This window comes from Pseudomonas sp. 18-147, assembly GCF_051048045.1.
Taxonomy (GTDB): domain Bacteria; phylum Pseudomonadota; class Gammaproteobacteria; order Pseudomonadales; family Pseudomonadaceae; genus Pseudomonas; species Pseudomonas aeruginosa.
On sequence record NZ_CP182296.1, the window covers coordinates 2383242 to 2404584 of the forward strand.

The 21343-nt window shown below is 68.1% G+C and carries 19 protein-coding genes; 8 read left to right on the forward strand and 11 right to left on the reverse strand.

Going from position 1 to position 21343, the window contains the following annotated elements:
• Nucleotides 1–139 precede the first annotated feature (139 nt).
• The 4 genes from ACM0M4_RS11490 to ACM0M4_RS11505 all read left to right on the forward strand — a co-directional run bounded on the left by ACM0M4_RS11490 (nt 140) and on the right by ACM0M4_RS11505 (nt 4021).
• Nucleotides 140–1579 carry a PLP-dependent aminotransferase family protein gene (locus tag ACM0M4_RS11490; protein WP_003091003.1) on the forward strand — a complete coding sequence of 480 codons (1440 nt, stop codon included), beginning with the start codon at nt 140–142 and terminating at the stop codon, nt 1577–1579.
• 328 nt (nt 1580–1907) lie between these two features.
• Nucleotides 1908–2492, forward strand: a complete 585-nt coding sequence (gene sbrI / locus ACM0M4_RS11495) for an ECF family RNA polymerase sigma factor SbrI (RefSeq protein WP_003119848.1) — start codon at nt 1908–1910, stop codon at nt 2490–2492.
• Nucleotides 2489–3253 carry an anti-sigma factor SbrR gene (gene sbrR, locus ACM0M4_RS11500; protein WP_003114735.1) on the forward strand — a complete coding sequence of 255 codons (765 nt, stop codon included), beginning with the start codon at nt 2489–2491 and terminating at the stop codon, nt 3251–3253. The genes sbrI and sbrR overlap by 4 nt, the downstream gene beginning before the upstream one ends.
• A gap of 345 nt (nt 3254–3598) precedes the next feature.
• Nucleotides 3599–4021 (forward strand): hypothetical protein, encoded by a 423-nt coding sequence (locus ACM0M4_RS11505; protein WP_003091000.1) that lies wholly within the window; start codon nt 3599–3601, stop codon nt 4019–4021.
• A 13-nt stretch (nt 4022–4034) separates the two neighbouring features.
• Here the strand turns inward: ACM0M4_RS11505 and ACM0M4_RS11510 are convergent, their stop codons facing one another.
• The 8 genes from ACM0M4_RS11510 to ACM0M4_RS11545 all read right to left on the reverse strand — a co-directional run bounded on the left by ACM0M4_RS11510 (nt 4035) and on the right by ACM0M4_RS11545 (nt 15390).
• Nucleotides 4035–5861, reverse strand: coding sequence for a long-chain-acyl-CoA synthetase (locus ACM0M4_RS11510; RefSeq protein WP_003117644.1), 1827 nt, complete (start codon nt 5859–5861; stop codon nt 4035–4037).
• Between the two features lie 161 nt (nt 5862–6022).
• Nucleotides 6023–6847, reverse strand: a complete 825-nt coding sequence (locus ACM0M4_RS11515; RefSeq protein ID WP_003101741.1) for an SDR family oxidoreductase — start codon at nt 6845–6847, stop codon at nt 6023–6025.
• 51 nt (nt 6848–6898) lie between these two features.
• Nucleotides 6899–8884: a geranyl-CoA carboxylase subunit apha gene (gene atuF / locus ACM0M4_RS11520; RefSeq protein WP_054375727.1), complete on the reverse strand. Its 1986-nt coding sequence runs from the start codon at nt 8882–8884 to the stop codon at nt 6899–6901.
• 45 nt (nt 8885–8929) lie between these two features.
• Nucleotides 8930–9724 (reverse strand): isohexenylglutaconyl-CoA hydratase, encoded by a 795-nt coding sequence (gene atuE / locus ACM0M4_RS11525; protein ID WP_003143706.1) that lies wholly within the window; start codon nt 9722–9724, stop codon nt 8930–8932.
• Nucleotides 9725–9744: 20 nt separating this feature from the next.
• Nucleotides 9745–10905 (reverse strand): citronellyl-CoA dehydrogenase, encoded by a 1161-nt coding sequence (gene atuD, locus ACM0M4_RS11530; RefSeq protein ID WP_003101733.1) that lies wholly within the window; start codon nt 10903–10905, stop codon nt 9745–9747.
• Between the two features lie 116 nt (nt 10906–11021).
• Complete coding sequence (gene atuC, locus ACM0M4_RS11535; RefSeq protein WP_003114738.1) at nt 11022–12638, reverse strand: geranyl-CoA carboxylase subunit beta; 1617 nt, start codon at nt 12636–12638, stop codon at nt 11022–11024.
• Nucleotide 12639: 1 nt separating this feature from the next.
• Complete coding sequence (locus ACM0M4_RS11540) at nt 12640–13518, reverse strand: SDR family oxidoreductase (RefSeq protein ID WP_054375726.1); 879 nt, start codon at nt 13516–13518, stop codon at nt 12640–12642.
• Nucleotides 13519–13587: 69 nt separating this feature from the next.
• Entirely contained in the window at nt 13588–15390 is a 1803-nt protein-coding gene (locus ACM0M4_RS11545) for an acyclic terpene utilization AtuA family protein (protein WP_016253215.1), read from the reverse strand.
• Nucleotides 15391–15643: 253 nt separating this feature from the next.
• Between ACM0M4_RS11545 and atuR the strand changes: the two genes are divergently transcribed.
• Nucleotides 15644–16267, forward strand: coding sequence for an atu genes transcriptional repressor AtuR (gene atuR, locus ACM0M4_RS11550; protein WP_003117641.1), 624 nt, complete (start codon nt 15644–15646; stop codon nt 16265–16267).
• Here atuR and ACM0M4_RS11555 read toward each other — a convergent pair whose 3' ends face one another.
• Entirely contained in the window at nt 16268–17032 is a 765-nt protein-coding gene (locus ACM0M4_RS11555) for a CPBP family intramembrane glutamic endopeptidase (protein ID WP_003090986.1), read from the reverse strand.
• A 231-nt stretch (nt 17033–17263) separates the two neighbouring features.
• The gene (locus ACM0M4_RS11560) at nt 17264–17431 is read right to left on the reverse strand and encodes a DUF2897 family protein (RefSeq protein ID WP_003090984.1); all 168 of its coding nucleotides are present in this window, start codon (nt 17429–17431) and stop codon (nt 17264–17266) included.
• Nucleotides 17432–17667: 236 nt separating this feature from the next.
• On the opposite strand from ACM0M4_RS11560, the gene ACM0M4_RS11565 reads away from it, so the two are divergent.
• Both ACM0M4_RS11565 and ACM0M4_RS11570 read left to right on the forward strand, forming a co-directional pair.
• Nucleotides 17668–18969 (forward strand): sensor histidine kinase, encoded by a 1302-nt coding sequence (locus ACM0M4_RS11565; protein WP_003160587.1) that lies wholly within the window; start codon nt 17668–17670, stop codon nt 18967–18969.
• 1 nt (nt 18970) lies between these two features.
• Complete coding sequence (locus ACM0M4_RS11570; RefSeq protein WP_003090981.1) at nt 18971–19882, forward strand: response regulator; 912 nt, start codon at nt 18971–18973, stop codon at nt 19880–19882.
• An 8-nt stretch (nt 19883–19890) separates the two neighbouring features.
• On the opposite strand, the gene ACM0M4_RS11575 is transcribed toward ACM0M4_RS11570, so the two are convergent.
• Nucleotides 19891–20361 (reverse strand): multidrug/biocide efflux PACE transporter, encoded by a 471-nt coding sequence (locus ACM0M4_RS11575; RefSeq protein ID WP_003101714.1) that lies wholly within the window; start codon nt 20359–20361, stop codon nt 19891–19893.
• A gap of 91 nt (nt 20362–20452) precedes the next feature.
• On the opposite strand from ACM0M4_RS11575, the gene ACM0M4_RS11580 reads away from it, so the two are divergent.
• Nucleotides 20453–21343 (forward strand): LysR family transcriptional regulator, encoded by an 891-nt coding sequence (locus tag ACM0M4_RS11580; RefSeq protein ID WP_003090978.1) that lies wholly within the window; start codon nt 20453–20455, stop codon nt 21341–21343.

Below are 21343 nucleotides of genomic sequence, written 5' to 3' on the forward strand. Positions count from 1 at the left end.
CTTTTCCTCGCGAACGCGCCGTCTCTGCGACCGACCCGTACAGTTTTGCGACTGTATGCCTGGTTGTCGGCCGAACTGTTCTGGAGCAGTTTCACGAATTGAGCTACTGTTTCGGTTCAATCGCCGAGGAAAACCCGCCATGACCAATCTGCTGCTTTACCAACGCATCGCCCAGCAGTTGGCCGAGGACATTCGCCGTGGCGTCTACCAGCCGGGCGAGCGGGTACCGTCGGTGCGCAAGCTCAGTACCCAGTTGAACGTCAGCCACGCCACCGTGCTGCAGGCCTACGCCACCCTCGAGGACCAGGGACTGATCCGCGCCCGTCCGCAATCCGGCTTCTACGTCCACCGCACCCCGGCGCTGACCGCGCCGACCCCGGATATCGCGCGGGTCGAGCGTCCCGGCCTGGTCACCCGCAGCAGCATCATCAACCAGGTGCTCGCCGAGTCCCGCCGCGAAGGGGTATTCCCGCTCGGCGCGGCGGTGCCGCACGTGGACTACCTGCCGGTGCGCGCCTTGCACCAGCAACTGGCCAAGGTCACCCGCTTCCAGAGCCCACGGGCGTTCAGCTACATGTTCAGCCCCGGTTTCGAGCCGCTGCGGCGGCAGGTGGCGATCCGCATGCGCGACGCCGGCGTGGTGGTCGACCCGTCGCAGGTGACCATCACCCACGGCTGCGTGGATGCGATCCACATGGCCCTGCGGGTGCTGACCCGTCCCGGCGACCTGATCGCCACCGAGTCGCCGAGCTACTACGGCCTGCTGCAACTGGCCGACGTGCTGGGCCTGAAGGTCATCGAGATCCCCAGCGACCCGCGCACCGGGATCAGCCTTGAAGCGCTGCAACTGGCGGCCAACCAGTGGTCGATCAAGGCCTTGGTGCTGACCGCGCGGCTGAGCAATCCCTTCGGCGGGACGATTCCCGAGGATCGCCAGAAGCAACTGCTGAAACTGACCGCCGAACACAACATCGGGGTGGTCGAGGACGACATCTACGGCGAACTGATGTTCGACCAGGGCCAGGCGCGCTCGCTCAAGTCCCACGACCGCGACGGCCGGGTGATCTACTGCTCGAGTTTCTCCAAGACCATCTCGCCCGGCGTACGCATCGGCTGGATCATCGCCGAGCGCTACCAGGAGGAGATCCGTCGCTTGCAGACCTTCACCACCCATTCGGCCTGCACCGTGACCCAGATGGGCGTCGCCGCCTACCTGGAGAACGGCGGCTACGACCGCCACCTGCGCTACATCCGCCAGGAGTACCGGAAGAACATGACCGCCTACCAGTTGGCGGTGCAGCAGTACTTCCCGGAAGGTACGCAGATGACCCGGCCCAAGGGCGGCTTCATCCTCTGGGTCAGCCTGCCGGCCAAGGTCAACACCAAGGAACTCCACGTGCGGGCCCTGGAGCAGGGCATCAGCATCGCCCCGGGGCTGATCTTCAGCAACACCGAGCAGTTCAACAACTGCCTGCGGCTGACCTGCGGGATTCCCTGGAACCGCGAGGCGGAGCGGGCGATCATGACCCTCGGCATGCTTGCCGGGCAGCTTTGCCAGGAAGGCCTTATCGCCGCCTGAGCGCGAGGCGCTCCCCTGGCTGAGGGGCGCCCCGCGACAGTCCGCGAAGAATTTTCCCGGGGATTAACCCGAATCCACCGACAGCTTCGTCTCAGCGGGTATCTCCGCTGCACGACGAGGTCGTCTCGATGTTTTTCCCGGCTTCCATCCGGACCGGCACTTTCGCCGAACTGTCCGACGCTGGAAAATGTCTACCGATAGCCGCTCCGGCCGCGCTTCTGGCGACGGCCCGGGCGTTTCGTGGCGACGCCGATGCGTGCCGCGAAGGATGTGGCCGATGAGCCTGCTCTCGGTCGCCTTTGACACAGGACAGGAGTCGACCAGCGGCATGCATGCCTCCACCAGCGCCACGACGGCCGCCGGCAGCGACGAAACGCTGCTGGCGCGTTACCGCAAGGGCGACAGCGCGGCCTTCGAGGTGCTCTACCAGCGCCATCGGCAGGGTCTCTACCGTTTTCTCTGCGGCCTGGCCGGACAGACCGAACTGGCCGACGAGATCTACCAGGAAACCTGGCTCAGCCTGATCCGCAGCGAGAGCCAGCCGCAGGGCCGGGCGAGCTTCCGCACCTGGCTCTACCAGATCGCCCGCAACCGCCTGATCGATCATTGGCGCAAGCATGGCCAGCGCCAGCCGTTGCAGGACAGCTACGACGAACAGTTGCACGCGCAACCCGACCAGGGCGCCGGCCCCGAGCAGCAGCTCAGCCTGAGCCGCGACGGCGAGCGCTTGCAGAGCGCGCTGGAGACCCTGCCCGAGGAACAGCGCGAGGTATTCCTGATGCGCGCCCACGGCGAACTGGAACTGGCCGAGATCGCCACGCTCACCCAGTCGCCGCTGGAGACGGTGAAGAGCCGTTTCCGCTACGCGGTGCAGAAGCTGCGCCGGCTGCTGGCCGAGGAGGTGGCGGTATGAACCCACAGAAGCATTCCGCGAGCGTCGCCGAAGAGCAGATGCTGGCGCATTTCCGCGCCCACGCGCCGCAGCAGCCGGCGCCGGCGCTGGACCAGGCGATCCTCGCCGCCGCGCGACGCCAGGCGGCGCATGTCGAACCCGCCCGGTCCTGGTGGCGGCGCTGGCTGGAAGCCTCCCGCAGGCCGCGTTGGCAGGCGGCTTTCGCCAGCCTGCTGGGCGTGGCGCTGGTGCTGGGGCTGGTCAGCCACAACGTGCTGGACGACGCCGAGCGCCAGGCCCGCCCCGAAGTGGCGTTCAGCGATGTGCCCCTGCGCGACGGAGTCGCCGGGGCCGCTGCGGCGAAGCGGGCCATGCGCGCGCCGGCGGCGCCGGCTCCGCTGTCCGGCGAGATGTCGGAGCCCCCGGCCTTGCTGGCCAGCTACGCATCGTCCGGGGAGGCGCCGCAACTGATGGCCGAGGCCGCGCCGCCGGCTCCGGCTGCCCTGGCCGACCGACCGCCGGCCCAGGCCGCGCAGCAGGCGAAGGTCCAGGCGGCGCTGGCCGGCGACTTCGTCGCCCAGGCCAGGGGCAAGGCGGTTGCGGTGAAGCCGGAGGTGCTCGACGAGGCGCTCGGGGCGGTCCTTGCCCTGCGTGAGCAGGGCAAGACGGAGCAGGCCGCGACCCAGTTGGCCGAGCTGCAGAAACGTTTCCCCGGAGAGAACCTGGTGGAACGACTGGAACGCCTCGCGACGATAGCCGCGAGCGCCAGGAAACGGCCGTGACGACCATGGCCCGCGACGCGGCGGCGGCGTCGCGGGCTGACATCAAGCGGTTATCCGCGCATGACAGGTTAGACATGGGGCGAACAACAGAGAGAGTGCCAGGATGACGATAGTGACCCCTTGCCTTGGTTGCAGTCTGCCGTCAGCATTGCCGCAATTGGCCATACCTGCGTGACTATGAAACGTCTTTGCCGAATTTGCGTCGTTGTTCTTTTCGGTTGCTTCCTGGCGGCCTGCGATGACGGCTCCAAGGCACCGGAAAAGAAAGCCCCGGAAGCACCGCCGCAGGAGCAGCGCGCCCCTGCCAAGCCAGTGAAGCCTGCACGAGCGGAGCCAGCGCCTGCCGTGCCTGCCGCGCCGAAAACAGCTTCGAAGAAGGTCGCGCCAGCCGCGGAGCAGGTTGCCGAACCCAAGCCGCCGGCCAAGCCGAAGCCTGCGGCTGCGCCGCCGAAGCCGGCCAGCAGGCCGGTCGCCAAGGACAAGCCGGCGCCGGCGAAGCGCGCTTCCACCGCTCGTCTAGACCCCGAGGTACGCAAGCCGCTGCCGAGCGCCAAGCTGGACCTGCGCCTGCCGAAGGAACTGGTGCAGAAGATGGCGCCGCCCGGCACGGAAGAGACCCATAAGCCCAAGCCGCTGTTGCCGCCGATGTTCGAGGAAAAGGACGACAGCGACTTCCGCCTCAACGGCCAGTTGCTCTATCGCGACCGCGAACTGGGCGTGTCGCGGCCCCTGGAAGGGGCCGAGTTGCAGTTCGAGTTCCGCCAGTAGGCCGCCACGGTGCTCAGAAGCGGTAGCGCTGCTCCTGCAACGCCTGGTACAGCTCCGCGTCCAGCGGCTGGTAGCCGGCGCTGCCGGGCAACCTGACGAAGAGTTTGTCGCTGACCCGCGCGGGATCGTAGGCGTCGCGCTTGAGGTCGGTCTTCTTGTACTTGAAGGTGCCGGTGGTCTCGACTTCGCGCAGCAGGCGCAGGAACACCGGTGTGGCATAGGCCGGCAACTCGCGGTCGAGGTGCGCGGCGAGAGCGTCGCGGTCCAGTTCGACGCCATCGGCCAGGCGCAGCGCGGCCATCCCGCAGCGGCCGTTGGTGCCGGGAATCTCCACGCCGTAGACCACCGCATCCTCGACCCCGTCGAAGGCGCCGAGGGCGTTTTCCACCTCGGTGGTGGAAACGTTCTCGCCCTTCCAGCGGAAGGTGTCGCCGAGACGGTCGACGAACTGGGTGTGCTTGAAACCGATGTCGCGCATCAGGTCGCCGGTGTTGAACCAGGCGTCGCCCTTCTTGAACACGTCGCGGAGGATCACCGCTTCGCTCTTGGCCGGATCGGTGTAGCCGTCGAACGGCCACTTCGCACTGATCTCGCTGATCAGCAGGCCGACCTCGCCCTTGCCGACCTTCTCCATGAAGCCCTTGGCGTCGCGCACCGGATGGTCGTTCTCCAGGTCGTAGCGGACGATGGCGTAGGTGGCTGGGGAGAAGCCCACCGTATTGTCGAAATTGAATACATTGGTGAAGCCGATGTTGCCTTCGCTGGAAGCGTAGAACTCGGTGATCCGCTGGATCTCGAAGCGTTGCTTGAACTCGGCCCAGATCGACGGGCGCAGGCCGTTGCCGATCATGCAGGTCAGGCTATTGCCGCGTTCCTCGGCGCACGGTGGCTGGTTCAGCAGGTAGCGGCAGAGCTCGCCGATGTAGCCGAAGCAGGTCGCCCGGTAGTGTTGCACGTCCTTCCAGAAACCGCTGGCGGAGAACTTGCGGCGCAGGGCCATGGCCGCGCCGCCGGCGAGCGCCGCGCTCCAGCAGACGGTCACGGCGTTGTTGTGGTAGCAGGGCAGGGTCAGGTAGAGCACGTCGTCGCGGCCCAGGCCCAGGCCGGAATGGCCGAAGCCGCCGTAGGCCTTGATCCACTTGCCGTGGCTCATGATCGAGGCTTTCGGCAGGCCGGTGGTGCCGGAGGTGTAGATGTAGAAGCAGGAGTCCTTGAGCCGCACCCTGCCGGTGTCCTCGAGGTTCTCCGAGGTCTGTCCCTGGGCCAGGCGCATCAGGTTGCGCCAGCCCATCGGCGGCGAGCCGGGATCGCCGAGGGTGTCGCCGTCGTCGACCCAGTAGCAATGGCCGGCGTTGCCGAGCACCTCCTGGCGGACTTCCTCGAACACCTCGCGCAACTCTTCGCCGACCACGAAGTGGCCGGGCTTCACCAGGTTCAGGCTGTGCACCAGGACCTTGCCGCGCTGGGTGGTGTTGACCAGTGCGCCGATGGCGCCGAGCTTGGCCAGGGCGGCGAGGATCGCCAGCAGCTCGACGCGGTTTTCCAGCATCACCGCGACCACGCTGCCGTGGCCTACGCCCTCGGCCTTGAAGGCGCGCGCCAGGCGATTGGCCCAGCCGTTGAACAGGGCGTAGCTGATCCGCCGCTGGCCGTCGAGCACCGCCGGGTTGTCCGGGTACAGGCGTGCCGCGCGCTCCAGCGCCCAGCCCAGGGACAGGCTCTTCTCGCGGTTACGGATCGCGGTGTAGTACAGGCCGCGCAGCATGCGCGGCACGCGGCCGAAGGTGGCAGGCAGGCGGGCAACGAAACGGTTGAAAGTGATCAGGTCGGCGTGGGTCATGGCTCTCGCGCTTGTCGTTGTTGTGCGGGGCGTAGGACGCTCCCGCGACTCTAGACCGCAGCCGCCGCCTCGGCTATGACCGTTGCGCGGTCGCCCCGGGGCACTTCGGCAAATAGCCCGGAAGCCCGCCGCAGAGCGCCGCGCGCCTTTCGTCGGAGACCTCAGTCGAGGAACAGGTCAGGCACCAGCGCGCCACCCTCCGGGTCGTAGCGGTACTGCTCGAAATCGCTCTGGCCGCGCTCGCGCAGCAATTCCTCGTCGACCAGCAGGCGCCCGCTGAGGCTGCGCCCCTCGCTGGTGAGAATGGCGTGCGCGGCGTCGGCCATGATCGCCGGGGTGCGCGCGCGGCGGAAGGCGTCACGGCTGCCCAGCTCGAACTCGATGGCGGCGGTGGCGATCATGGTCTTCGGCCACAGCGCGTTGACGCTGATGGCGTATTTCCCGAACTCCTCGTGCATCCCCAGGGTAAGCATGCTCATGCCGTACTTGGTGACCGTGTAGGGGCCGTGCTGGGCGAACCACCTGCCGGCCAGGTTGATCGGCGGCGACAGGCTGAGGATGTGGCCGTTGGCGCTCCTGCGCAGGTAGGGCAGGGCGGCCTGGCTGCAGACCAGCACCGCGCGGGTGTTGATCTGGTACATCAGGTCGAAGCGCTTGGGCTCCAGCTTCTCCACCCCGACCAGGCGGATCGCCCCGGCGTTGTTGACCAGCGCGTCGATCCCGCCGAAACGTTCGGCGGCGCGGGCCATGGCCGCCGCCACGGCCTGCTCGTCGCGCACGTCGAGTTGCAGCGGCAGGGCCTGGCCGCCGGCGGCCTCGACCTCGGCGGCGACGCTGAAGATGGTGCCTTCCAGCTTCGGATGCGGCTCGGCGCTCTTCGCCGCGATCACCAGGTTGGCGCCATCGCGCGCGGCGCGCAGGGCTATCTCCCGGCCGATGCCGCGGCTGGCGCCGGTGATGAACAGGGTCTTGCCGTGCAGTGACATGGGCGTCTCCGTTTTCTTGTCGTTGTCGTTGCGGATGAGCGGCGGGGTGTCTCAGGCGTCGGCTTCCACCTCGACCAGCACCTGCCGGTTGCGCACCTGCTCGCCACGGCCGACCTGGACGCGGCGGACCACGCCGTCGACTCCGGCCTTCAGCGGGTGTTCCATCTTCATTGCCTCCAGCACCAGCAGCAGTTGGCCCTTGCCGACCCGTTCGCCCTCGCCGACCAGCACCTCGACGATGGCGCCGTCCATCGGCGCCTTGAGCGTGCCGGAACTGGCGCCGACCTGGGCGCTGGCGCCGGCGTGGGTGACGTCGAGCAGTTCGAGGTTGCCGCCGTGGCCGTATAGCCAGAGGCGCCCGCCGTCCAGGTGGTAGGCGTGGCGGCGGCGAATGCCGTCGAGTTCGGCGCTGGCCCAGCGTCCGTCGCAGTCGAGCAGGCGCACGGCGATCTCGCGTCGCTCCAGGCGCGCCAGCAGTCGCGGCCGGCGACCGCTTTCGAGGACGTCCAGGCCGATCTCCAGGCGCTGTTCGGCGTGCTTCAGGACGATCTTCCACGGTGCCCCGGCGGCGCTGCGCCAGCCGGCCAGGCCGGGCTGGTGCGCACTGGCCTCGGCGCCGGCCTGGTAGAGCAGGGCGGCGGCCAGGGCCAGTTCCTCGGCGCCCGGCTGGCGCGGTTGCAGGCTGGGGTCTTCGGCGAAGCGTTCGCCGATGAAGGCGGTGGTCGCCTCGCCGGCGGCGAAGTCCGGATGCGCCAGGAGGTTGGCGAGGAACCGCTGGTTGCCGTCGACCCCCAGCAGCACGCAGCGCTCCAGCGCGCGGATCAGCTTGCGCCGGGCTTCGTCGCGGGTCGCCCCGTAGGCGATCAGCTTGGCCAGCATCGGGTCGTAGAAGGGCGTCACCGCCTGCCCCTCGACCAGGCCATGGTCGATGCGTACGCCGGGCAGCAGTTCCGGGTCCCAGCGCAGCACCGTGCCGGTCTGCGGCAGGAAGCCGCGACCGGCGTCCTCGGCGTAGAGGCGGACCTCGATGGCATGCCCGCGCAGTTCCACCTGTTCCTGCCGCAGCGGCAGCGGATGGCCCTCGGCGACGCGGATCTGCCAGGCCACCAGGTCCTGGCCGGTGACCAGTTCGGTGACCGGGTGTTCGACCTGCAGGCGGGTATTCATCTCCAGGAAGTAGAAGCGGCCATCCTCGCCGAGAAGAAACTCGACGGTGCCGGCGCCCACGTAGTTGACCGAAGCCGCGGCCTTCACCGCCGCCTCGCCCATGGCGCGACGCAGGTCGGCATCGAGCACCGGGCAGGGAGCTTCCTCGATGACCTTCTGGTGGCGGCGCTGCACCGAGCAGTCGCGTTCGCCGAGGTAGAGCAGGTTGCCGTGGCGGTCGCCGAACACCTGGATCTCCACATGGCGCGGGCGCAGCACGGCCTTCTCCAGGATCAGTTCGGCGCTGCCGAAGGCGCCCAGCGCTTCCGAGCGTGCGGTGCGCAACTGCTCCAGCAGTCGGTCGGGTTCCTCCACCAGGCGCATGCCGCGGCCGCCGCCGCCGGCGCTGGCCTTGATCATCAGTGGGTAGCCGATGCGTTCGGCCTCGCGCCGCAGGGTCGCGTCGTCCTGTTCGGCGCCTTCGTAGCCGGGGATGCACGGCACCCCGGCGGCGAGCATGGCGATCTTCGACAGGCGCTTGCTGCCCATCAGGTGGATGGCTTCCGCATCCGGGCCGATGAAGACGATCCCGGCGGCTTCGCAGGCACGGGCGAATTCGGCGTTCTCGGAGAGGAAGCCGTAGCCGGGGTGGATCGCCTCGGCGCCGCTGCGACGGGCGGCGTCGAGGATCGCCTCGATATTCAGGTAGGACTGCGCCACCGCTGCCGGGCCGATGCACACGGCCTCGTCGGCCAGTTGCACATGGCGGGCCTCGGCGTCCGCCTCGCTGTACACGGCAACGCTGCGGTAGCCCAGTTCATGGGCGGTGCGCAGCACCCGGCAGGCGATTTCACCGCGGTTGGCGACGAGGATCTTGTTGAAGCTGGGCATGTCGTTCGGCTCCTGGAGGCTGTTGCCCTGTTTCGCGGTCGTGGCTCACTGGGCCCAGACCGGCTTGCGTTTCTGTACGAAGGCCAGGGTGCCTTCACTGCCTTCGGCGCCGCCCACCGCTTCGGCGAACTGTCGCGCCGCATCGTCCAGCAGGGCGCCGAGTTCGCCGCTTTCGCTGGCCAGCAGCAGGGCCTTGGTGGCGGCGTTGGCGTTCGGCGCGCAGCGGCGCAGTTGCTCGAGGGTTTCCTCCAGGCGCTGTTCGAGGGCATCGGCGTCGGCCTCGCAGAAATGCACCAGGCCCAGGCGCAGCGCCTCGCGGCCGTCGAAGCGGGCGGCGGTGAGGGCCAGGCGGCGGGCCTGGGTCAGGCCGATGCGGCGGACCACGAAAGGCGCGATCTGCGCCGGGAGAATGCCGAGGCTGGTTTCCGGCAGGCCGAACTGCGCATCGGCGGCGGCGATCGCTACGTCCGACACGCAGGCCAGGCCGAAACCGCCGCCGAGCACCGCGCCTTCCACCAGCGCCACCAGCAGTTGCGGGGCGGCCTGGGCTTCCTCCAGCAGGCTGCCGAAGGCGCGGTTCAGCGTGCGGTAGGCTTCCGCCCCGGCGGCGCGGGCACCGGCCATGTCCTTGATGTCGCCGCCGGCGCAGAAGTGCCCGCCGGCGCCGCGCAGCACCAGCGCCCGCACGCTACGGTCGTCGCGCACGGCGGCGAGCACCGCGCGCAGTTCGCCGACCATCGCCAGGCTCATGGCGTTGCGGCTTTGCGGGCGGTTCAGGGTGATCCGCAGGACGCCCTCGATGGGTTCCAGCAGCAGGGTCTCGCAATGCGGCAGGCTCATGCCGGTTTCCTCCTGGAACGTCAGCCTTTCTTCTTGCCCGGCAGGATGCCCATCAGCTTGCAGATGATGCCGAGCATGATCTCGTCGGCACCGCCGCCGATGGATACCAGGCGGGTGTCGCGGTAGGCGCGGGAGACCGGGTTGTCCCACATGAAGCCCATGCCGCCCCAGTACTGCAGGCAGGCGTCGCTGACCTCGCGGCCGAGGCGGCCGGCCTTGAGCTTGGCCATGGAAGCCAGGCGCGTCACGTCCCTGCCTTTCACGTACAGCTCGGTGGCCTGGTAGACCAGGGCGCGCAGCGCCTCGACCTCGGTCATCATCTCGGCCATGCGGAAGTGGATGACCTGGTTGTCGATCAGCGGCTGGCCGAAGGTCCTGCGCTCCTTGCAATACTCGATGGTGACGTCGATGCAGTGCTCCAGGCCCTTGATCATGTTGGCCGCGCCGAACAGCCGTTCTTCCTGGAACTGCAGCATCTGCATCATGAAGCCGGCGCCTTCCGCGCCGATGCGGTTGCGCTGCGGTACGCGGACGTTATCGAAGAACACCTGGGCGGTCTCCGAACTGCGCATGCCGAGCTTGTCCAGGTGCGGGCTGAGGGTAATGCCCGGGGTCTTCATCGGGACCACGATCAGCGACTTGTTGACGTGCGGCTTGTCGTCGGAGGTATTGGCGAGCAGGCACATGAAGTCGGCCGACGGCGAGTTGGTGATCCACATCTTGCTGCCGTTGATCACATAGTCGTCGCCGTCCTTGCGCGCGGTGGTCTTCAGGCCGGCGACGTCGGAGCCGGCGCCGACCTCGGAGACGCCGATGCAGCCGACCATCTCGCCGGCGATGGCCGGGCGGAGGAACTCCTCGCGCAACTCGTCGGAACCGAAGCGGGCCAGGGCCGGGGTGCACATGTCGGTCTGCACGCCGATGGCCATCGGGATGCCGCCGCAGGTGATGCTGCCGAATTCCTCGGCGGCGACGATCGAGTAGCTGTAGTCCAGGCCCATGCCGCCGAACTTCTCCGGCTTGGAGATGCCCAGCAGGCCGAGTTCGCCGGCCTTGCGGAATATCTCGTGGATCGGGAAGCGGCCGTCCTTTTCCCACTGGTCGACGTTGGGGTTGATTTCCCGCTCGACGAAGCTGCGAACGGTGCGGCGGAGTTCCTCGTGTTCCTGGGTGAAGATCATGGGTTGTCTTTCCTCCTGGGCATCATTGTTTTCCGGCAGGATCCGCTTGCTCTCTCCCAACCCTCTTCCTTCAGGGAGAGCGGGGAGAGGGGCTGTCGCCGGCTCGCCTGTTGCAGTCAGAACCTCGCGACCCCGAAGCTGTTGCCCTTCAGCGGCCGCGCCTCGGCTTCCGCGCAGATATCCAGCAGGTAGCCGAGCAGCCTGCGGCTGTCGCGCGGGTCGACCAGGCCGTCGTCCCACAGGCTGGCGGTGCCGTAGAGCGCGGTGGACTGGCTGTCGAGCTTCTGCGCGGTGACGGTTTCCAGCATCTCGAGCATCTTCGGATCGGCTTCCTTGCCTTCCTTGGCGTGTTTCTCCTCGGTGACGATGCGCAGCACCTTGCCGGCCTGGGCACCGCCCATCACCGCGGTGCGACTGTTCGGCCAGGCGAAGATGAAGCGCGGGTCGAGGCCGCGTCCGCACATCGCGTAGTTGCCGGCGCCGTAGGAGCCGCCGACCACCAGGGTCAGCTTGGGCACGCGGGCGTTGGCCACCGCCTGGATCATCTTCGAGCCGTGCTTGATCACGCCCTGGCGCTCCGACTCGGTGCCGACCATGAAGCCGGTGGTGTTGTGCAGGAACAGCAGCGGCGTGTTGCTCTGTTCGCAGAGCTGGATGAACTGCGCCGCCTTGGCCGCGCCCTGCGGGGTGATCGGTCCGTTGTTGCCGATCAGGCCGCAGGCGTGGCCCTCGATGCGCAGGTGGCCGCAGACGGTCTGGCCGTCGAACTCGTTCTTGAAGTCGAGGAACTCGGAGCCGTCGGCGATGCGCGCGACGATCTCGCGGACGTCGTAGGGCTTCTTCGGGTCGGCCGGAACCACCCCGAGCAGCTCCTCCACCGGGTACAGCGGTTCACGCCAGGAACGCGCCGGGCGCGCCGGCAGTTGTGCGTTCCACGGCAACATGCCGACGATCTCGCGGGCCAGGCGCACGCCGTCGGCGTCGTTTTCCGCCAGGTATTCCGCGGTGCCGGCGACCTGCGCGTGCAGTTCGGCTCCGCCGAGCTCCTCGTCGCTGGCGATCTCGCCGGTGGCGGCCTTGAGCAACGGCGGCCCGGCGAGGAACATCTTGGCCTTGCCGCGCACCACCACCACGTAGTCCGACAGCCCCGGCTGGTAGGCACCGCCGGCGGTGCTGGAACCATGCACCACGGTGACCTGGGGAATGCCCATGGCGGAGATCCGCGCCTGGTTGGCGAAGCCGCGCGCACCTTCGACGAAGATCTCCGCCGCGTAGTTGAGGTTGGCGCCACCGCTTTCGGTGAGGGTCACCACCGGCAGCTTGTTCTCCATGGCGATCTGCTGCAGGCGCAGGGTCTTCTTCAGCCCGGTCGGGGAGATGGTGCCGCCCTTGATCGCGCTGTTGCTGGCACTGACCAGGCAGCGCACCCCGGCGATGTAGCCGATCCCGGCGATGATCCCGCCGCCGGCCTGGGTGCCGTCCTTGTCGTCGTGCAGCTTGTAGCCGGCCAGCGAGGACAGTTCGAGGAACGGCGCGCCCGGGTCGAGCAGCAGCGCCAGGCGTTCGCGCGGCAGCAGCTGGCCGCGTTTCTCGAACTTCGGCCTGGCCTCGGCGGCCTTGTCCAGGACCTTCTGCTCCAACTCGCGGAAGCCGGCCACGGCGGCGAGCATGGCCTCGCGGTTGCGGGCGAAGTCCTCGCCGTTGACGTCGAGTTCCGACTGGATCGCGGGCATGTCAGTCCTCCTGGTCCTTCAGTACGTCGGGCAGGTAGGCGCGGTGGAAGCCGTTGTACGCGCGGCTCTGTTCCGGCTTGCCCTTGAATAGCGGGAAGGCGCGGCTGCCCTGGCTGGCGGCGCCGTCGATGCGGATCGTGTTGCCGCTGACGAAGGCGGCGCCGGGGGAGAGCAGGAAGACGATGGCGGCGGCGACTTCCGACTCGCTGCCGATGCGCTTGAGCGGCACGTGCTCGCGCAGGGTCGGGATCACCGCCTTGAACGCGCCTTCGTAGGTATCCATGCCGCTGGACGCGATCCAGCCCGGCGCCACCGCGTTGACCCGCACGCCGGCATGGCCCCACTCGACGGCGGCGGTCCTGGTGAAATTCTCCATGCCCGAGCGTGCGGCGCCGGAGTGACCCATGCCGGGCATGCCGCCCCACATGTCGGCGAGCATGTTGACGATGCTGCCGCCGGTCTTGCTCATCGACTGGTTGAACACTTCGCGGGCGACCAGGAAGCCGCCGACCAGGTTGGTGCGGAGCACGGTCTCGAAGCCCTTCTGGCTGATCGAGGCGAGGGGCGAGGGATACTGGCCGCCGGCGTTGTTGACGAGGTGATGGATGGTCCCGCGTTCGGCCAGGATATTCGCCACCAGCGTCTTCACCGCTTCCTCCTCGCGGATGTCGCAGGCGTGCCAGCTGACGCTGCCGCCGTCCTCGACGATCTCGCCGGCGGTCTTCTCCAGCTTTTCCGCCTTGCGTCCGACCAGCACCACGTGGGCGCCGAGGGCCGCCAGCTCGTGGGCGGTGCAGCGGCCGATGCCGCTGCCGCCGCCGGTGACGATGATGGTCTGGCCGTCGAACAGACCAAGTCGGAAGATCGAGTCGTAGCTCATTGTTCTGGTGACTCCGATGAATCCCGTAGAGGGGCAGCGGAACGCCGCATTCGCCGTTCCTGGTTGTGGTTATCTGCCTTGCGTTTCCAGCGCGTCGGCGAGCGCCTGCGGCACTGCCACCGGAAACTCCAGCAACTGCTGGGCAAAGGCCTTGCCCTGCGGGTCGATGCGCAGGCTGGCGACGCCGCCGCCGCCGAGGGCGTTCTCCAGCAGGAAGTTCAGGCTGTGGCTGCCCGGCAGGTACCAGCGGCCGACCCGGCCGGTCTGCGGGTCGAGCACATGCTGCATCCAGTCCACCACGGCGCCTTCCTCCAGCGCCTCGGCGATCCACGGCAGGTACTCCGGGCGCCGCGCCATGACCCCGATGTTGCTGTGGTTGCCTTTGTCGCCGGAGCGCGCCACCGCCAGCTTCACCAGCGGCACGCTGGCGCTGGCGGGCTGCTCCGGGCGTGGCGGCTGGTGCGCCTCGGCCAATCGTGCCGGGTCGAAGGCTTCGAGGACGGGCAGTTCCAGCGGATGGCGCTGGCCGTCGATCTCCACGCTCAACGCGCATTGCGCCTTGTCGATCAGGAAAGAGAACAGGCGGATCACCGGATACACCGTCGGCCGGCCGCCGACGATGCCGGTCAGGCCGGGCGCCATCCCGGTGGCGGCCTGGGCGATCTCGCGGGAGAACAGCACCAGGGCTTCCTTGCGCGGATGCCGGACGGCCAGCTTGACCACCACTTCGCGGCTGTCCTGCCGTCGCCCATGGGGACCATAGGTGGCTTCGCTGCCGAGCAGTTCGACATTGACCTCGCGGTAGGGCTCCCAGCCGCGCTCGGCGAAGATTTCCTCGGTCCTGGCGATGATCGCCTGGCTGACCCGCTCGGCCTTCTTCAGCGCATCGATGCCGGCGATCAGGCAACTGGCGGTGCAGCGGAAACCGTCCGGATAGGTGGCGCTGACCTTGTACCGGTCGGTGGGCGGCAGGCCGCGCGCGCCTTCCACCGCGACCCGGTCGGGACCGGCCTGGCGCAGGCGCACCTCGGTGAAGTCGCAGACCACGTCGGGCAGCAGGTAGGCGCGTGGGTCGCCGATCTCGTAGAGCATCTGTTCGCCGACGCTCAGTTCGCTGACCAGGCCACCGGTGCCGGGCGCCTTGGTCACCACGAAGCGCCCGTCGGCCTCGACCTCGACGATGGGGAAACCGATGTGCTCATAGTCCGGCACCTGCTCCCAGTCGGTGAAATTGCCGCCGGTGCATTGCGCGCCGCATTCGACGATGTGCCCGGCGAGGGCTGCCTGGGCCAGTCGGTCGTAGTCGTCCCAGGCCCAGCCGAACTCGTGCACCAGGGCGGCGCTGACCACCGCGCTGTCGACCACCCGGCCGGTGATCACGATATCCGCGCCCAGGCGCAGGGCCTCGACGATGCCCGGCGCGCCGAGGTAGGCGTTGAGCGAGACGCACATCGGCGGGAAAGGCGCGTCGCTGAACATCTCGCGGATGCCGGCCTTGGCCAGTTCGGCCTGGCGCGCTTGCAGGTTGTCGCCATGGAGCACGGCGATCTTCAGCTGCACCCCGGCCTTCTCGCAGGCCGCGGCGAGGGCGGCGGCACAGGCCTGCGGATTGATCCCGCCAGCGTTGCTGATGACGCGGATCTTCTTCTCGGCGATCTCGCCCAGCAGTGGTGCGAGGACCTCGACGAAGTCGGTGGCGTAGCCGGCGTCCGGCTGTTTCAGGCGGGCGCCGGCCATGATCGACATGGTGATCTCGGCCAGGTAGTCGAACACCAGGTAGTCCAGCGGCGCGCCGCGCACCAACTGGGCGGCCGCGGTGCAGGTGTCGCCCCAGAAGGCCGAGGCGCAGCCGATGCGTACGGTCTTTTGCATTGTTCTTGACCCGTGACGGCGGAAGTGTGGGGCGACATTACCAAGCAAGCGCTTGGTTGAGAAGGGGGCAGAAACAAATCCGTTCTCGGCTGTTACCCAAGCGCTTGCTCGGTCGTCTTCGCAGGCATACATTTCATGAATGCCGACAAGCACTTGCGGGGCAATCCCGAGGCCGGTCGGCAAATACGGAGCGGCCGGGCGCGCGGATGAGCGGCACCGAGCCGCCGACGATCCGGAAAAGGGGTACTCAGCGTTGGACGATCAGAAAGCCCGGGAAGTGATGCTGGAGCTGGTGGCTACCGGACAGCTCACCGATCCGGAAAGCGCCCGCGGCAAGCTGCTGCAGACCGCCGCCCACCTGTTCCGCAGCAAAGGCTACGAACGCACCACGGTGCGCGACCTGGCCAGCGCGGTGGGCATCCAGTCGGGCAGCATCTTCCATCACTTCAAGAGCAAGGATGAGATCCTGCGCTCGGTGATGGAAGAGACCATCCTCTACAACACCGCCCTGATGCGCGCCGCCCTGGCCGACGCCGAGGACCTGCGCGAGCGGGTGCTGGGACTGATCCGCTGCGAGCTGCAATCGATCATGGGCGGTACCGGCGAGGCGATGGCGGTGCTGGTCTACGAGTGGCGCTCGCTGTCCGCCGAAGGCCAGGCGTACATCCTCGGCCTGCGCGACATCTACGAGCAGATGTGGCTCGACGTGCTGGGGGAGGCGCGGCTGGCCGGCTACTGCCAGGGCGATCCGTTCATCCTGCGGCGCTTCCTCACCGGCGCGCTGTCCTGGACCACCACCTGGTTCCGTCCGGAAGGACCGATGAGTCTCGATCAGCTCGCCGAGGAGGCCCTGGCGCTGGTGATCAAGGACGCCTGATCACTCGGAGATCAGGCGGAACGGGTAGCTCAGCAGGAGGAAGTGCAGGGTGTTGATCGAGGCGTGCAGCAGCACCGCCAGGGACAGCCGCCCGCTGAAGTGCAGGACCATGCCGTAGCCCAGCCCGGCGATCCCGGCCAGCAGCGCGTACACCGGGTTCACCAGCAGGTGCAGCGCGGCGTAGGCGAGGGTCGCGACGATGATTCCCGGCCAGGCGCCGAACCAGCGGATCAACTGGCTTTGCAGCAGGCCGCGGAAGAACGCCTCCTCGGCCAGCGAGACCACCCCGACGTTCAGTACCAGCCACCACCAGAAGGCATCCGGCCACTTCGGCTGCCAGCTCGCGGCATTGGTCATGATCGACAGCAGCGGCACCACGAAGAAGGTCAGGCAGAAGGCCAGCGCGGTGATATCCAGCGACACCAGCGGCTGCTTCGGCCGGCGTAGCCACCAGGCGAGCAGGGTAAGGGCGACCAGGGCCTTGTCCCAGGGCAGCCAGATCATCTGGATCGGCGGGCTGGCGCTGGCAAGGTCCCAGGGGAACAGGCGCAGGGGAATGAAGCCGGGCAGGTAGTGGATGGCGATCAGGGCGCTGGCGGCGAGGCTCACCGGCCACCAGAGCAGGGTCGGCAGCCAGCGCTCGGCGTAGGTCACCCAGATGATGTAGAGCAGGACGATGACCGCCGTCAGCAGCGCGATGTGCCCGGTGAAGAAGCCCCCGAGCAGGAACAGAATGGGTAGAAGCGGTATCAGACGCCCGAGCATGCAGCCTCCCGTTTAAAGGAGGGATTCTAAAGGCATTTCGACCCGCGGATGGGAAAAGCGCAAGGAACGAACCTTCTGCCAGAGGGAAACATACGGGGAACGAACCCCAGGTTGCGCAGGAAAAACCACGCGCGGCCCGCATGACTCCGCCCGCGAGCCTTCGCCTCGCCGGTTTTTCGCCCGCCGGGGTTTTCCTACGAGACCTAGTGACCCGCCGGCAGGCCAATAGGTTCAGCGGTCCTTCGCCTCCTGCGCGTCCAGCTCGGCGTTGCGTTCATGGATGCGTTTGAGCTGTTCCTCGCTCAACGGCAGCTTCTTCGCCGAGTCGCGCAGCAGCAGGAGTCCGCCGACGATGGAGCCCAGGGCGAGGACGATGATCAACCAGGCGTACCAGGGCATGTTGTTCTCCCTCATCGATATGAATGTTCACCATACGCCGGGTTTGCCTTTCTGTCAGACAACGCTCCGGCGCGAGGCCCTGTGGTTGAGACTCCCGGCGGCGCTCGGAAGTTGCGGGCGGAGAAAACGCTGAGCCTGGCCGGCGTGATGCCTGTCACATGTTGGCAATCTGACATTGCTTAACTGGCGGGTATCCCTTCATTGCCCCGTCCGGGCCTGCCAGCGAGAGGTTGCCGATGTCTCCGAGCGCGTTGTCCCGTCTGTTGCGCCCGGTGGAACCCCTGACTCCGGCGATGAGCATCAGCGACGTCGCCGACCGCCTGCTGATGCCGGAGCACCGTGCCTTCCTCTCGCTGCCGGTGGTCGACGACGAGCGCCGGGTCCTCGGCCTGGTCAGCCGCTACACCCTCCAGGACATCTTCATGCAGCGTTTCGGCCGCGACCTCTGGGGCCGCCATCCGGTGCGCGACGTCATGAACCGGGCGCCCCTCAGCGTCTCCCTCGGCGCCAGCCTGGAAGAGGCGGCGCAGCAGGTCACCGGTCGCCTGCAGTATCCGATCACCGAGGACTTCGCCCTGGTCGACGAAGAGGGCCGCTACCGTGGCCTGGGCACCGTGCTCGACCTGCTGAAGGCCATGGAGGCGCGCATCGCCCAGCGCAACCGGGTGCTGCGCAAGGCGCTGGTGGACCTCAAGGAGTCCCAGGCGCAACTGGTGCAGTCGGAAAAGATGGCTTCGCTCGGGCAGATGGTGGCCGGGGTCGCACACGAGCTGAACACGCCGCTCGGCTACGTCGGCAACAACCTGGCGCTGCTGGAGGAGCTGAGCGATCCCTTGTTGCGCCTGGCCGATGCCCAGGCGGCGCTGGTCGACTGCCTGGGCGACCCGCAGTGCGACGAAGCGCGCCTGGCGCAGGCGCTGCAGGCGGCCGACGCGGTGCGCCGCGAAGCCGCCGTCGAACAGTTGCGCGAGGACCTGCGGCAATTGTTCGTCGATACCCGCTACGGCCTCGGCCAGATCGGCGAGCTGGTTTCCGGGCTCAAGGACTTCGCCCGCCTGGACCGCGCCTTCAGCGAGGAGGTCGACCTCAACGACTGCGTGCGCAACGCCGTGCTGATCGCCCGCACCGCCATCAAGGACAAGGCCGAGATCAGCAGCCAGCTCGGCGAGCTGCCGCTTATCGCCTGCGCGCCGTCGCAGATCAACCAGGTGCTGCTGAACCTGCTGACCAACGCCGCGCAGGCCATGGAGCGTTTCGGCCGCATCCTGCTGAAGAGCTGGGCCGACGAGCGCCAGGTGTTCCTCTCCGTGCAGGACAACGGCAAGGGCATGCCCGCCGAGGTCCTCGGCCGGATCTTCGACCCGTTCTTCACCACCAAGCCGGTGGGGCAGGGCACCGGGCTCGGCCTGTCGATCAGCTACAAGATCATCCAGCAACATGGCGGGACCATCCGCGTGGCCTCCGAACCGGGCCGCGGAACCCGCTTCCTCATCAGCCTGCCGCGAGAGCAGGCCCGCGAACTGAAACGGAGCGCCTGACATGAGCCCATCTCCCGTCCGCATTCTCTTCGTCGATGACGAGGAGCGCATCCTGCGCAGCCTGGCCATGCAGTTCCGCCGCCATTACGAGGTGCTCACCGAGAGCGACCCGCGGCGCGCCCTGGAGCGCCTGAAGACGGAACGGATACAGGTGCTGGTCAGCGACCAGCGCATGCCGCAGATGAGCGGCGCCGAACTGCTGGCGCAGGCTCGCGAGCGCTATCCGGAGACCCTGCGGATTCTCCTCACCGGCTATTCCGACCTCGATGCCGCCGTCGACGCGCTCAACGACGGTGGCATCTTCCGCTACCTGACCAAGCCCTGGAATCCCCAGGAAATGGCCTTCACCCTGCGCCAGGCGGCGGAGATCGCCAGCCGCCAGGGCCTGCCGGCGCCGCCCGCGGCCACGCTGGCGGCGCCGCTGAGCGTGCTGCTGCTCGACGACGACCCGGAAACCCTGGACTGCGTCGGGGCCTTCTGCCATGCCGGCGGGCATCGCCTGCTGCGCGCGCGCAACCTGGCCGAGGCGCTGGTGTGGCTGAACACCGAACCGGTGGAGGTGCTGGTCAGCGACCTGAAGCTGGCCGGGGAGCATACCGCGCCGCTGCTGAAATCCCTGGCCCAGGCCCATCCGCGCCTGCTCAGCCTGGTGGTTACGCCGTTCCGCGACACCCAGGCCCTGCTCGAACTGATCAACCAGGCGCAGATATTCCGCTACCTGCCCAAGCCGATCCGCAGGGGATTGTTCGAGAAAGGCCTGAAGGCGGCCGCCGAGCAGGCCTTGCTGTGGCGCGGGCGAAGCCTGCCGGAGGTCGACCGGCTGGCCGAGGTGCCGCGCGACGAGCGCGAGAAGGAACGGGTCGGCAGCCTGCTCGGCATGCTCGGCCGCCTGCGCGAGCGGCTGACGGCCTGAACGCCGGCCTAGCCGGCGTCGCAACCGGCGGCCTTGGCCTGGCGGCTTTCCACCAGGCGTGCGCGGAGGACGTCGTAGCTCCAGTTGAAGGCCATGGTGTAGGGCAGGAAGAACAGGATCAGGCCCATGTCGAGGAGGAACGCCTCGACCAGTCCGATCGACAGCCACCAGGCGGCCAGCGGTACCAGCACCACGATCAGGCCCAGCTCGAAGAGCATCGCATGCAGCACCCGGACCTGCAGGGTGCGCTGGAAGCCCATGCGCCGCTGGGCGCGGTCGAAGAGGCTGTTGAAGAGCATGTTCCAGAGCATCGCCACGGTGGAGAACATCAGCGTCAGCGCACCCATGTGCGCCAGGGGCTTGTTCATCACCAGCGACAGCACCGGCGCGGTGAGGAGGACGGCCAGGCCCTCGAAGGCCAGGGCGTGGAAGATCCGCTCCTTGAGAGTCTTGTCGAGGGCGGTGTGGGTGTGGGTCATGGCGAACGCTCCCGGTTCGTCGTTGAAGTCGGGCTGTATTGTCATCGGTCTTTGGGATAGGGTTAAGTTGGATACCATCGGAAAAACCGATATGCATTTGTCGCCCGAATCCCTCGAGGCCTTCGTCCAGGCCGTTTCCCTCGGCTCCTTCAGCGCCGCCGCGCGCAAGCTGGGCAAGAGCCAGTCGACCGTCAGCGAGGCCATTGCCCGGCTGGAGATCGACCTCGGCCTGGAACTCTTCGATCGCAGTGGCCGCCAGCCGCAACTGACCGAGGCCGGGCGCACCCTGCTGGGACGGGTCGAGGAGGTCCTCGGCGCATCCGACCGCCTGCGCCGGGTCGCCGCGCTGCTCGCCGGCGGCTCGGAACCACGGGTGACCCTGGCGCTATCCGACACCTACCATTCGGCGCGCTACGAGGCGCGCCTGGCCGAACTGGACGAGCGTTACCCTGAGCTGGAGTTCGAATGCCTGATCGCCGAGGACCAGGACGTGATCGCCCAGGTCAGCCGCGGCCGCGCCACCCTCGGCCTGCTCGCCGCGCAGCCGCACTACCCGCCGGAGCTGGGCGTGGCGGCGGTCGCCGAGCGTGCCGAGTTCGGCCTGTTCGCCGCCGTCGACCATCCGCTGGCGGGCCTGGAGCGGGTCAGCGAGCGTGACCTTTCCGAATGGCGTCTGCTGCGCCTGAACACCTATAGCGAGACCGGCGCGGCGATCAACGACGGCCTGCCGTCCAGCGGCGGGCGCTGCTGGTCGGCGCCCAACTACCTGTTGCTGCTGGAAATGGCCACCCACGGCTTCGGTTGGGCCGAGCTGCCGCGCTGGCTGGTCAGCGGCTACGCCAACGGACGGCTGAAGGAGTTGCCGGTGTCCGGCTGGCCGCGCAGCCAGGCGGTGGACGTGGTCTGGTCGCGGCAGCGGCCGTTGGGACCGGCGGCCAACTGGTTGCTGGACCGCTTGCTGGATCGCGACCTGCCTATCTAG